General features: G+C 61.7%; 10 protein-coding genes. All 10 read left to right on the top strand.

Annotation, left to right across the window (positions count from 1 at the left end; genetic code table 11):
• The first annotated feature begins 104 nt into the window (after positions 1-104).
• The 10 genes from DIE08_RS17060 to DIE08_RS17015 all read left to right on the top strand — a co-directional run bounded on the left by DIE08_RS17060 (position 105) and on the right by DIE08_RS17015 (position 12,776).
• Entirely contained in the window at positions 105-1,493 is a 1,389-nt protein-coding gene (locus DIE08_RS17060) for a BNR repeat-containing protein (RefSeq protein ID WP_124902622.1), read from the top strand.
• A 160-nt stretch (positions 1,494-1,653) separates the two neighbouring features.
• Positions 1,654-2,823: a nucleotide sugar dehydrogenase gene (locus tag DIE08_RS17055; RefSeq protein WP_124902620.1), complete on the top strand. Its 1,170-nt coding sequence runs from the start codon at positions 1,654-1,656 to the stop codon at positions 2,821-2,823.
• Positions 2,820-3,926, top strand: coding sequence for a glycosyltransferase (locus DIE08_RS17050; RefSeq protein WP_124902618.1), 1,107 nt, complete (start codon positions 2,820-2,822; stop codon positions 3,924-3,926). Before DIE08_RS17055 ends, DIE08_RS17050 begins: the two co-directional genes overlap by 4 nt.
• Complete coding sequence (locus tag DIE08_RS17045) at positions 3,923-4,474, top strand: hypothetical protein (RefSeq protein WP_124902616.1); 552 nt, start codon at positions 3,923-3,925, stop codon at positions 4,472-4,474. The genes DIE08_RS17050 and DIE08_RS17045 overlap by 4 nt, the downstream gene beginning before the upstream one ends.
• A 2-nt stretch (positions 4,475-4,476) precedes the next feature.
• Positions 4,477-5,451 carry a polysaccharide deacetylase family protein gene (locus DIE08_RS17040; RefSeq protein ID WP_124625028.1) on the top strand — a complete coding sequence of 325 codons (975 nt, stop codon included), beginning with the start codon at positions 4,477-4,479 and terminating at the stop codon, positions 5,449-5,451.
• Positions 5,448-6,788 carry a glycosyltransferase gene (locus DIE08_RS17035; RefSeq protein WP_311768947.1) on the top strand — a complete coding sequence of 447 codons (1,341 nt, stop codon included), beginning with the start codon at positions 5,448-5,450 and terminating at the stop codon, positions 6,786-6,788. Before DIE08_RS17040 ends, DIE08_RS17035 begins: the two co-directional genes overlap by 4 nt.
• Positions 6,769-7,854 carry a glycosyltransferase gene (locus DIE08_RS17030; protein WP_124902614.1) on the top strand — a complete coding sequence of 362 codons (1,086 nt, stop codon included), beginning with the start codon at positions 6,769-6,771 and terminating at the stop codon, positions 7,852-7,854. Before DIE08_RS17035 ends, DIE08_RS17030 begins: the two co-directional genes overlap by 20 nt.
• Before the next feature lie 16 nt (positions 7,855-7,870).
• Complete coding sequence (locus DIE08_RS17025; protein ID WP_124902612.1) at positions 7,871-9,346, top strand: glycosyltransferase; 1,476 nt, start codon at positions 7,871-7,873, stop codon at positions 9,344-9,346.
• 1,074 nt (positions 9,347-10,420) lie between these two features.
• A complete protein-coding gene (locus DIE08_RS17020; RefSeq protein ID WP_239007367.1) occupies positions 10,421-11,242 on the top strand; it encodes an SDR family oxidoreductase in 822 nt (273 codons plus the stop codon).
• Between the two features lies 1 nt (position 11,243).
• Complete coding sequence (locus DIE08_RS17015) at positions 11,244-12,776, top strand: LTA synthase family protein (RefSeq protein WP_260436537.1); 1,533 nt, start codon at positions 11,244-11,246, stop codon at positions 12,774-12,776.
• Position 12,777 lies beyond the last annotated feature (1 nt).

Raw genomic sequence — 12,777 nt, 5'->3', positions numbered from 1 at the left:
TCTGCGGCGGCGACCGCCGGCGAAACCAGTGGTGAGGTGTGGTCGCCGCCTTGGGTGAGTTCCGGGTACGGCGCGATTTGGGATGATTCGGAGAGGAGGTACCCTTGGAAACGAAGAACGTTGCTGTTCGATTGCTGGTCTTGCTGAGTGTCGCGGCATCTTCGGTATCGTGGGCGGCTGATGCAACGGATGCGAAGTGCGCGGGGATTTCCCCGGATCTGAAGATCGATCGAGTGTGGGGCGCTTCGCGTGTCAAATTCGATGCGCTGGAAGATAAGAAATTTGTTTATGTTTCGTACTACGACGCGGATCGATGGCTGTCGGTTGCACAGATAAACAAGTGCACTGGTGAGGTTGAGAAGACGCGGGTGGCATCGCGCTTTGTCGGGTGGGATGCCCACAACTCGATCGTTCTTGCGCTCGACAGGTCGAATCGACTTCATGTTTCCGGGAATATGCACGCCTCTCCGCTCGTATATGCACGAATGGACGCTCCGGACAAACTGGCGGGACTGGAAGCCGTGCGTCCGATGATCGGATCGGACGAAGCCCAGGCGACGTATCCTTATTTCTTCCGGTTCATGGATGGTGCGCTCGGGTTTTCGTACCGTTCCGGACATAGCGGCGACGGCGAGGAATTCGTCAACCGTCTCGAAAACTCCGGGTGGGTCCGCTGGACAAATCGTCCGATTTTCGCCCCCACATCCGAGAAGAAACCCGTGAATGCGTACCACACGAATTACGTTCGCGGGCCGGACGGGTTCTTCCATGTTGCGTGGGTCTGGCGGGAAAACTACTTCGTCGAGACGAACTTCAACGTGAATTACGCGAAGAGTCGTGACCTTAAGACGTGGCAAAACAGTGCGGGTGACGTCATTCCTTTGCCGATTACACCCAAGTCGGCTGAAGTCGTGGATGAGATCCCGGAAAGGAGCGGCCTGCTGAACAATATCCGGCTGGGGTTCGATGAAGCCGGGCGACCGGTTATTTCTTACTTGAAATTCGATTCAAAGGGGGCTACGCAGCTGTTTCATGCTCGCCTTGAAAACGGAATCTGGAAAACGGCGCCGGCAACGCAATGGACCTATCGTTGGGACCCGAGAGGTGGCGGCACCATAAAGGGCGAAATCAATTTCTCGGGTGTGAAGGCGAGTGGCGGCCACCTGATCGAGCAGGTGAGTCAGCCGGAAATCGGTGCGAAGACACTCGTCTACGACGACAAGTCGATGAAGGTGGCGGAGGCGCTCTCTCCCGGTGTATGGAGTCCGTCACCGGCCATAAGGAAGGTTCAGGCACCTAAAGGTGCGGTGCCTAACGTCCAGATGGTGAGATTCGAGAATATGGCGGCCAATGAGTCGAAGCAGCGGCATGCCGTTACGTGGTTTAGCTTGCCTGCGGATAACAGGGACAAGCCGCGCAACTGCGACAACTCGGCTGTTCCATGTGATTTCACTTCAGATTTGATCTTGCATACGGACCGCGAGTCGCCCTGATGCTGGAACCTTGACCTGTCACGGGTTTCGCAGCGGTGGGCGTTCGCTCGGTCCGGGGTTCGGGATCAGATATTTTTAGTTGCTTCACCGTAAGCAGTCGATGAAAGTAAAGGTAGATATAAGAGATGAATGTTCCTGTGTTTGCCTGTGAGAAATACGCATGAAAATCGCTATCGCCGGCACAGGCTACGTCGGCCTGTCCAACGCCGTCCTGCTGTCGCAGCACAATGAAGTCGTGGCGCTCGACATCGTCCCCGAGAAGGTGGCGATGCTCAATCGCAAGGAGTCGCCGATCGAGGATGCCGAGATCGAGGACTACCTGCGCCACAAGCGCCTGAACTTCCGCGCGACGCTGGACAAGGAAGACGCGTACGCCGGCGCCGACTACGTGGTGATCGCCACGCCGACCGACTACGATCCGGACACGAACTACTTCAACACCCGCTCGATCGAGGTCGTCATCCGCGACGTGATGGCGGTCAACCCGCGGGCGGTGATGGTGATCAAGTCGACCATTCCGGTCGGCTACACCGAGCGTACGCGCGCGGCACTCGGCACCGACAACCTGATCTTCTCGCCCGAATTCCTTCGCGAAGGCCGGGCGCTGTACGACAACCTGCACCCTTCGCGGATCGTGATCGGCGAACGTTCCGAGCGAGCCGAAGCGTTTGCCGGCCTGCTGAAGCAGGGGGCGATCAAGCAGGATATTCCGACGCTGTTCACGGGCAGCACGGAAGCCGAGGCGATCAAGCTCTTCGCGAATACGTACCTTGCGATGCGTGTGGCCTATTTCAACGAACTGGACACTTACGCTGCGCAGCACGGTCTCGATACGCATCAGATCGTCGACGGCGTCTGCCTCGATCCACGCATCGGCGCGCACTACAACAACCCGAGCTTTGGCTACGGCGGCTACTGTCTGCCCAAGGACACGAAGCAACTGCTCGCCAACTATCGCGACGTGCCGCAGAACCTGATCCGCGCGATCGTCGAGTCGAACAGCACGCGCAAGGACTTCATCGCCGAGAGCATTCTCAAGCGCAAGCCGAAGGTCGTCGGCATTTACCGCCTCGTGATGAAGGCGGGGTCCGACAATTTCCGCGCGTCGAGCATCCAGGGCGTCATGAAACGCATCAAGGCCAAGGGCGTCGAGGTCATCGTGTACGAGCCGGCATTGCACGAATCGACGTTCTTCAACTCGTCGGTCGTTCACGATCTGGCCGAGTTCAAGCGCTCCGCCGACGTGATCGTTGCAAACCGCCTGACCGACGATCTGACCGACGTCGCAGGCAAAGTTTACACGCGCGACTTGTTCGGCGGCGACGCATGATCGACCCGAAGTCCGGTCACGCGGCGCGCGCGGCGAGCGCATTGCCGCGCATCCTGTTCTTCAACGTGAACGGCTCGGGCATGGGTCATCTGAACCGTTGCCTCGCGTACGCGCGTCGCCTGAGGGGCCGCGCGCGCCCGTTTTTCTTTTCGCTGGCGTCGGCGATCGAGATCATCGAGGAGATGGGATTCGAAGCGGACTACTTCGTTTCGCATTACTGGTCGTCGAGTTCGACGTTCGGCTGGAACAGCGAACTGGCCGTGCGGCTGGGCTTGATGCTGGAGCGGGTTCGCCCGGATGCGGTCGTATTCGACGGAACGTGGCCGTTCAAGGGTTTGCTGACGGCCTGCGAGATGTATGGATCGCCCGTCCTCGTGTGGTCCAATCGCGGGCTGCTCAAGGCCGATACCAAGACGGTGCCGGTGGACGAAGCATTGTTCGATCTCGTGATCCAGCCTGGTGAACTGGGTGCGACCGAGGCGCGCGGGTCCCTGACGAACGGCGGCACGCGGCTGACGGTTCCGCCGGTCTGCCTGCTGGAGGACGACGAGTTGCTCGACCGTGCAGCGGCGAGAGACGCGCTTGGCCTGCCGCAGGCCGGTCGCTTCGTCCTCTTTTCGCTTGGCCCGGGCAACCTGAAGGATGTCGCCGGCATCGGGCACGGACTGATCGCCGCGTTCGAGGCGGCCGGATTTCAGGTGGTGTGGGCGCGGGCGCCCATCTCGGTGCGTGACGTCGAATTGCCGGCCGGCGTGTTGCCGGTCTCGGTCTATCCGTTGGCGCGCTATCTGCGCGCGTTCGATGCATTTGTCGGCGCAGCGGGCTACAACACCTGCTGCGAACTGGTGCAGTCGGGTGTTCCTGCGTTGCTGGTGCCCAACGCGCAACTGGTGGACGATCAGGTTCGCCGCGCGCGGATGGTCGCCGACGTGATGCCGGCCGTCGTTTCGGCGTGCGAGACCGAACCGGAGCGCAAGGCCGCCGTCGACGCGCTGCTGGGCATGTTGCCCGTTGCGGCGCGGCGCGCGGTGCCGATGAACGGTGCGTCGCTCGCGGCGGACGAGATCCTCGCCAGGATTGCTGACAAGAGGCGAACGCATTGAGCATCATCGACCAAACCCGGACCTTGAGGCGCGAGTTGCGCGCGCTGGCGGCGAAGCCCGACTGGACGTTGCTGACGCGCCATGACCTGCTCGCCGGAAAGCCGCCGGCCACGCTGAAGGATCGCGCGTGGCGCGGTGCCAAGCGCGTGCTGGCCACGTTGCGCGTGATTCCGCCTCACGTGACGAAATATCCGTGGCTGCCGACCCTGAAGCATGCACCGGTTTCGGCCGAAGCGAACACGCTGCTGATCTGGGCGCCGGGTACGGAGCGCGATGCACTGCGCCGTGCGTGCGAAGGCTTTTCCGCGCGGCTGAAAGGCAACGATACGCTGGCGCCGGTACTGGTGACCGACGTAGCCGATTTCGCCTTCTATTCACGGCTGGGCTGGCTGGTGGAATACCTGCCGGAATTGAGTGGCGACGATCGTTCGTATCACGAAAGAAAGCGCGCGTATCTCGCGTGGCGCTATCGCGGGGCGCGGATCGTGCCGCCGGCCGCGGCGCAGGCCAGCGACGCAGACTGGAAGGCATTGGTGGAAGTGAACTGAACATGATGGATAGAAATCGCTATGCCATATTGACGGTGGATACCGAGGCGCTGCCCAAGCGCGCCACGGAAGATCACGTCAAGCGGCTGATGTGGGGTGTGCACGAGAAGGGGCGGGCCGGGGTCGCGGAAATGGCTTCCATCGGCGACGAGTTCGGCGTCAAGCACGTGTTCTTCGTGGACCAGTGCGGCGCGTATGCGTACCTCGACGAAACGAAGGAGGTCGTGCGTCGGCTGGATGCGGCGGGGCAGGACGTTCAATTGCATACGCATCCGGAATACCTGCCGGACTCGTTCTGGGCCGAGCACGGCCTTGCGCGGCGGCCGCAATACATGAATCAATACACGGACGATGCGCGTGCGGAGTTCGTGATTCGCCACTTCGGCGAGCTGATTGCGGCGGAAACGGGCAAGCCGGTGCTGGCGCATCGTGCCGGTTCATTTCGCTGGAATGCGTCGACGATCCGGGCGCTGAAGTCCACCGGCGTACGACTGTCGTTCAATAATTCCCTGTGCGCGGTCCATGCCGGGCAGTGCAACTACAGCGAGCCCACGAATCTGCCGTTCCAGTGGTCGAACGGCGTGATCGAGGTGCCGATGACGGAGAAGAAGATCCTGCCGAAGGTCGGCAAGGACGAATGGTGGGCGCGCCTGACTTACCCTGAATCGCCGTATTTCCGGTTTCGTCCGTGGTGGGGCAAGCTGCTGCTCGACGCGTTCAGCGGCAGTCCGACGTTCTCGATTTTTCTGCTCCATTCGTGGTCGCTGCTGTATTGGGACGAGAACGGGCACGCGACGTACCGGGACGACCAGCGCGTCGAAGGCTACCGGAAACTCCTGTCGCGTCTCACGAAGGACTACGACGTGATCACGACGTCGGAATTCCTGGACCTGCAGTCCCGCGGCAAGATCCGGACTACGCATACGACCGATCTCTCCCTTGCCGAACTGAAGGCGGCCGGGGCGGCAAAAGCATGAGCACGATGCTCGATTCGTTGCAGACGGCATTGACCGAGCCCCTGCTCGCGATGAGCCGTCGACTGACGGCGCATGTGCTCGAGCGCAAATTGAAGCAGCGTTCGCGCGGCGTGCCGTTCGTCGGCGATCCGGACAGCATGCTGTACGTGGCGGCGAGCGCATTGCCGTATCACACGAGCGGCTATACGACGCGCACGCACGAAGTCGTTCGCGCATTGGCAGCTGCGGGCGGTCGCGTGCATCCGCTGACGCGGCCCGGCTATCCCGGCGATCGCGTGGATCGCCTGGCGGATGTCGCCGGAAGCGAGACGCTGGTGAGCGAGGTCCGGTATCTGCATGCGAGCGCGCCGTTCAACAACCGGCCGGTGCTGATGTATGCGTTGCAGGCGGCGCCCGTCATCGCGCGCGTGGCCATGCAGCATCGCGCGGCGGTGATTCATGCCGCGTCGAATCACGTGAACGCGCTGCCGGCTCTGCTGGCGGCGCGGCAACTGGGCATTCCGTTCCAATACGAGATGCGCGGGTTGTGGGAGCTGACGCGCATCTCGCGCATGCCCGAATACGAAGGGCGGCAGGGGTTCGTGCAGGGGCTGCAGCTGGAGGGTCTGGTGGCCCGGCATGCGGACAAGCTGTTCGTGATCTCGGCGCAACTGGGGCGGTTTGCGCGCGACCGATGGGGGATTGCCGGCGAGCGGATGCATCTGCTGCCGAATTGCGTGGACCCCGAACGGTTTGCGCCCTCGGCGCCAGAGGAGATCGACGCCGACACGATCGGATATGCGGGCTCGTTGATCGGCTATGAAGGACTCGATACGTTGATCGATGCGGTCGGCCGGTTGAACGGGCAAGGGCGCGCGGTGCGGGTCGAGATCGTCGGAGAGGGCGAGGCGCGGCCGGCGCTGGAAGCGCAGGTCCACCGCCTCGGATTGTCGGAGCAGATTCGTTTTCTGGGCCGGACCTCGCCCGAGCAGGCGCGCAGGACGCTCGGCCGTTGCGCACTGGTGTGCATCCCGCGCAAGCCGTTCAAGGTTTGCGAGATCGTGCCGCCGATCAAGCTCGTGGAAGCGCTCGCGATGGGCAAGCCAGTGATCGTGCCGGATCTGCCGGTGTTTCGCGACGAAATGGGTCCGAGTCCGGCCGGCTGGTTTTTCAAGGCCGGCGATGCGGTCGACCTGGCACGGGTGATCGATGCGGCGCTGTCCGATCGCGGTACGCTCGCGGCGTTCGGTGACCAGGCGAGAGAATACGCGGCCACACAGCGCCGCTGGCGCGAATTTGTCATGAATGCACTGCCAATGTCGCAGGGTGAGGGGTTAAATGGTCGGCAGGGTCATTAGAAAACTGGGTTCGTTGGTCTACGACTATCCGACGGTTGCAGAGGATGTGGAGCAGGCCGGACGCTTCGGGCGTCTGAAGATTGCGCTCGTTACCGATTACTTCACGGCGGACTGCCTGTCGGCGGAGTGTCGCGTGCGCACCATGACGCCTGCCAACTACGCGGACGTGATCGGCAACTGGAAACCCGATCTCGTGCTCGTCGAATCGGCGTTTCACGGCGTGGACGGGAGCTGGCGCTACGAGCTGGCGCGGCAATCGCCGCTGATGCGGCTGAGCAAGCCGACGGCGATCTTTCGCCTGGTCGACTTCGCGAGGCGCGCGGGTGTTCCGACCGTATTCTGGAACAAGGACGACGGTGCTTTTTTCGACACGTTCATCGATGTGGCGAAGGTGTTCGACTACGTGTTCACGACCGACGAGGAGTGTCTCGACCGATATCGGCAGCAGGTGCCCGCGCACGTGCCGGTGAACACGCTGGTGATGCCGTATCAACCAGCGTCGCATAATTTCTCGGGCTTCAATTTCGTCCGCAACGAGGCGTGCTTCACGGGCAGCTACTACCGGCGCATCCTGAACGAACGCCGCCGCTTTCTCGACATGGTGTTCGACACCTGCGAGCAGAGCAATTTGCAGCTCAACGTGTTCGATCGCAATCACGATCGCCTGTCGCGCTTCTTCGAGTTCCGCTATCCGAAGAGGAACGGGCTGCGCGTGCACGGCAAGGTGCCGCATCGGGAAACCGCGCACGTGTACAAGTCTCATGCGATCTCGATCAATGTGAATTCGGTGACGGGCTCCGAGACGATGTTCTCGCGGCGCCTGCTCGAGATTCTCGCGTGCGGCGGCATCGCGGTGACCAACGCGAGCCGCGCGGTCGATCGGTATTTCCGCGAGTTCTGCCATGTGATCGATACGCATGACGAGGCGCGGGAGTTGTTTTCGCGGCTTCGGCATGGCCCGTCGCAGGATGATCTGGACCGAGCCGAGGCAGGCGCGCGCTACGTAAGGCGGAACCATACGTGGGCGCACCGGCTGGAAGAAATCTGCGCCGTCGTGAAGATCTGAGGGGGAAGCGGTCACGATGCTCGCGCTGCTTTCCTACGCTGCCCAGTTGGTTTTCCTGCTGGTGGTGCTCTATTTCGCGCTGTACGTGCTGCTCGAATTGCGCGTGCTGCTGATTTCCCGCAAGGTCGAACGGCGCAAGCTGACCGATCTGGCGCAGCCCGTCGGGATCTCCGAAGACGGGTTTCATCCCCGGGTCAGCGTGCTGCTGCCGATCCGCAACGAGTCCGAGATGGTCGAGCGGCTGATCGACGCGGCCTGCCGCCTGACCTATCCGCCCGACGAGATCGAGATCCTGGTGCTCGACGATTCGTCGGATGCGACGACGAAGCTCGCGCGGGCGAAAGTCGATCGCTACGCCGCCGACGGAATCGACATCCGGCTCATCAAGCGTGAGTCGCGAACGGGCTACAAGGCCGGCAACCTGGTAAACGGCATCCAGCAGTCGTCCGGCGAGTTCTTTGCGATCTTCGATGCGGACTTCGTGCCGCCCGCCGACTTCCTGCTGAAGACCATCCCGTGCTTCACCGATCCGAAGCTCGGCTTCCTTCAGACCGGCATCGGCTACGAGAATCGCGACGCGTCGTTCCTGACACGCTTCCAGGCCATGGAAATGGGCCACCAGCAGTACGTGACGGTGGGGCTGAGCGAGGACGGCGACATGGCTTCGCTGAGCGGCAGCTCGTGTGTGTGGCGCAAGGAGTGCGTCGATGCGCTGGGCGGCTGGAATGCGTCGACCGTCACCGAAGACGTGGACCTGGGCTATCGCGCGCAGTTCGGCGAATGGAAATACGCGTATATGCGAGAAGTCGTTTCCATGTCGGTGCTGCCGGAGACCATCAGCGCGTTTCGCATTCAACGGGAACGCTGGGGGCGCGGCCTGATCCACAGCGGGTTCAAGCATGTCGGACAGATGCTGTCGCAAAGCATGCCGCTGATGAAGCGGATGCACGCGATCTCGGTGATGTTCTCGTCCGTGCTGCTGGCTTCGATCTACGTGCTGATTCTGCTCAGCATGCCGTTGACTTGCCTGGTGCATTTCGACGGCGAGGGGATTCATCTCGGCGCATTCGTCTTTTTCGTTCTGGTGGCGGTCTGGGCGCTTGCGAATGCGTTCGGTTCGCGCAAGGGCGCGAGATTCGACGACAAGCCGAGTGTTCTGAAAGCGGTATGGGAGACCTACCTTTATATCGCGATGTTTTTGCCGATGGCCTGGTATTACTTCGCGGGGGGCGTGCGAGCGGTTTTCGGCGTGTATAGCGGTTTTCATCGCACGCCAAAAGGCAGGGAAGCCTATCGCTCGACGATGCCGCGCATCAATGCAGTTCTGCTGGCCGGGGAAATCGCCACGTTCGCCTATTCACTCATGACGGTTTTGCTGGCGATTCAGAAAAAGAACTATATTCTGATTCCGCTCAACGTAACGGTTTGCGTCGGCTTCGGAATGGTTCTCTATTGGTCGTGGCAAGAGCATCGTGTCCGTGTGCAATCGTGATTTCAGCGTGAGCGCCGTCCAATCGACCCGAATGACGGGCACGGAATGCCGATTCGTTGAGGGCGCCTCCCTTTCTCGCATACGATCCGCGTAAAGCGATTGTCAGCATCGAAAGAAACACGGATGTTTGCACGATGAGGGAGCGCAAACTAACGAACGATTTCGTACGACGAATGCCGCAGGCCCTCGAGCATTACCCGGCTGGGTTCGCTCGATCGAATCGGGGCAGTGCGTTCATTTTTTGCCGATGGCGTGGCCGCCTGGCTTCGCTCGCTTCCCCGGTCTGGTACCGATCTGGAGGCGCCCCTGACGATCTGCATACATGACTCGGCGAATCAAGCGAGTCGAAGGATCATCAAGATTTGCAAAGAACATTCGAGGAATTCTGTACGTCCCAATTGGACGGGGCAGAATGCCACCAGACAGTCTCTCATCGAACCCGCCAAGTCGGAGATTCATGTCTGACAAGTAACCGGGAAACTTTAACAACGGCTTGCAGGGTTGCCGCATGAAGTCGGTCAGGCGGTGATGCAAGCATCGGTAATCGATGCGACTGAAACGTCGTGTGTATGGACCGGTGCCGGACAGCCGCGTGCATGATCCGGCAGTTTTTCCCGATTCTCGCACTTCGCGGATCGGCGTGAGACCGGCATCTGACGATTGCAAACAATGCGAGTTTCGTCTTTTGCATGGTCCCGATCGCCGAGAGTATGTGTTGTGTAAGCGATCGTAACGTGCAAGGTATTACGCGGATATTAATATTGATGTATGATCCCGTCGGCGTGTTGTAAGTTTGTGGCCAGCAACCTTTCGCGCCGCGCAAATTTCCATGCGGTGTCGTTCCGCTGCATGGCCCGCACACTTTTTCGCAACCCTGATTCGGGTGGTCGTACATCGTTACGTCGATGTGCCATGCCAATGCGTCGCGTGTTGCGGGCGTGGTCAAATCATACGAAATAATCGAACGCAATAAATCGAAAATGTTGCCTGCTGCTTGATCGAAATATCAGGCAGCGCTTGGCGCTTGAAGATCGATAACCAGACATCGCTGAAAAACAAAGTCTGTTTAAAACGATGGCAAGCAGCAATATTCGCAACCGGGGAGGGCAGGTGAGCGCAAGCGGGCCGCGAGCAATCGTGATAACCGGCAGCAGTGCCGGGCTTGGACGTGCGCTGGCATTGAGTTATGCCGCGCCCGATACCACGCTGGGGTTGATCGGCAGAAATTCGGCGCGGCTGGAATCCGTCGCCGCGGAATGCCGTGCGCGCGGCGCCCGCGTCGTGATCGGCTGCATGGACGTGCGCGACTCGGCCGCCGTCCAGGACTGGATGATCGATTTCGATACGCGGTATCCAATCGAATTGATGATTGCGAATGCGGGCGTGGCCAGCACGCTGCAGTCCGCCGACGACTGGGAGCATATGGCGCGCACCGCCGACGTCGTCGATACCAACTTGTACGGCGCGTTGCATGCGGTGCTGCCGGCCATCGACCGGATGCGCATGCGCCGGTGCGGGCAGATCGCGGTCGTCAGTTCGCTCGCCGCATTGCGGGGCATGGCCATCTCGCCCGCCTACTGCGCGAGCAAGGCGGCGCTGGTCGCCTACTGCGATTCCGTGCGCCCGATCCTCGCACGCGAGGGCATCGGCCTGTCGGTCGTGATGCCGGGCTTTGTCCGCACGGCGATGAGCGACGTCTTCCCGGGCAGCAAACCGTTCATGTGGAGTGCGGACAAGGCTGCCGGGTACATCAAGAAGCGCCTCGCGCGACGCCGCGTGGAAATTGCCTTTCCGTTCAGTCTTGCCCTCGGCATCAAGTTGCTGCGCCTGCTGCCGGCCACGCTGGCGGATGCCATTCTCGGTCGTCTGTCCTATCTCCCGCGCGGGAAGGCGTGACGTGCTGCCCGGATTCGCGTTCGCGGCTGCCGCAGCCGCACTCTCGTTTCTCGTAGAGGTCATCGCGTATCCGCGCGCGTCGCTCACCCGTTCGCCGGCGGCGATCGCACTGCATGTCTGCGCGTTCGCGATCGTGGCGAGCGCGACTTTCGCCGTGACGGCCCGGCCGCTTTTCTCGGCATCCGTCGCCCTCGTGCTGATCGCGTTGCTGGCCGTCATCAGCAACGCAAAATACGAATCCCTGCGCGAGCCCTTCGTCTTTACGGACTTGAGCCTGTTCAGCCAGGTTTTCGCCCATCCGCGTCTTTATCTGCCGTTTCTGAGTGCGGGCAAGGTGCTAGGCATCGTTGCCGCCGTGGCGGTCGCGACGATCGGTTTTCTGCTCGAACAACCAGCCGGCATGCTGGCGCGTGGCGCCGCCGCATTGGCCGCGGTCGCTTGCGTGCCGGTCTGTGTCGCGCTGTCGCGTCGCATGCCGCTGACGCTCGACCCGATGGCGGACCAGCGTCGGACGGGTTTCTTCGCGGCATTCGTCGCTTATCTCGTCAACGGGCTGCGGCGTGCGGAGCGCAGTGCGTTCTTTCGCGCGGTCGACGCCGGGCCATTCTCCCGCGGCCGTCCGGACAGCACGCCGGACGTGATCGTCATCCAGAGCGAATCCTATTTCGACGCGCGTCGTCTTGGCGCATGCGTTTCGTCGGAGCCGTACGCAAATCTCGACCGCGCCCGCCGCGAGGCATTCACGCAGGGCAGCCTGGACGTTCCCGCCTGGGGCGCCAACACGATGCGCAGCGAATTCGCAATGCTGACGGGATTGCCGTCGGCATCGCTCGGCTATTCGCGCTTTTACCCGTACATGTATGTGCGCCGCGCATGCGCGTCGCTGGCGGGCTGGTTCAAGCGAGGCGGATATCGCACGCTCGCGATTCATCCTTACCACGCCGATTTCTTCGGGCGCAACCGGGCATTCCGGTTCATGCATTTCGACCGCTTTCTCGACATTCGGGACTTCGGCGGTGCGGCGCGAATCGGGCCGTATGTCGGAGACGGCCCGGTGGCCGATGCGATCATCGCGGCCCTCCAGGAGCACGGCGACGCGCCGGTGTTCGCGTTTGCGATCACGATGGAAAACCACGGTCCGCTGCATCTCGAACCGGTCGGACCGGGCGAATCCGAATCGCGGCATACGCTCGGCGACGACGCGCGCTGGCGCGACCTGACCGCCTATCTTCGACACGTCGAGAATGCCGACCGCATGATCGGCAAGCTGACTGATTATCTCCGCAAGCGGGAGCGGCCGACCGTGCTGTGCTTTTACGGCGACCATGTTCCTGCTCTGACTTCGGTGTTCGACGCGCTCGAAACCGAACCGACCAATAGCGATTACTTTATTTGGCGCAACTTCGCGAACGATTTCGGCGAGCACCGAAACGTTCGCGTCGAGAGTCTCGGTGCCGCGATACAGCGCGCGATGGTGCACGTCGATTGCACACGCGCCGCTTCGCCGACCGGGATGCTGCAGACGCCGGCGTGAT

Source organism: Burkholderia sp. Bp9004 (assembly GCF_003858025.1).
GTDB lineage: Bacteria > Pseudomonadota > Gammaproteobacteria > Burkholderiales > Burkholderiaceae > Burkholderia > Burkholderia diffusa.
This window is presented reverse-complemented; position numbering and strand designations above follow the sequence as displayed.

What these genes read in the sequence shown, in the direction of transcription:
- DIE08_RS17030 (WP_124902614.1), top strand. Translation starts at nt 6,769, where the DNA reads ATGGTCGGCAGGGTCATTAGAAAACTGGGTTCGTTGGTCTACGACTAT.
- DIE08_RS17035 (WP_311768947.1), top strand. Translation starts at nt 5,448, where the DNA reads ATGAGCACGATGCTCGATTCGTTGCAGACGGCATTGACCGAGCCCCTG.
- DIE08_RS17020 (WP_239007367.1), top strand. Translation starts at nt 10,421, where the DNA reads ATGGCAAGCAGCAATATTCGCAACCGGGGAGGGCAGGTGAGCGCAAGC.
- DIE08_RS17040 (WP_124625028.1), top strand. Translation starts at nt 4,477, where the DNA reads ATGATGGATAGAAATCGCTATGCCATATTGACGGTGGATACCGAGGCG.
- DIE08_RS17025 (WP_124902612.1), top strand. Translation starts at nt 7,871, where the DNA reads ATGCTCGCGCTGCTTTCCTACGCTGCCCAGTTGGTTTTCCTGCTGGTG.
- DIE08_RS17055 (WP_124902620.1), top strand. Translation starts at nt 1,654, where the DNA reads ATGAAAATCGCTATCGCCGGCACAGGCTACGTCGGCCTGTCCAACGCC.
- DIE08_RS17050 (WP_124902618.1), top strand. Translation starts at nt 2,820, where the DNA reads ATGATCGACCCGAAGTCCGGTCACGCGGCGCGCGCGGCGAGCGCATTG.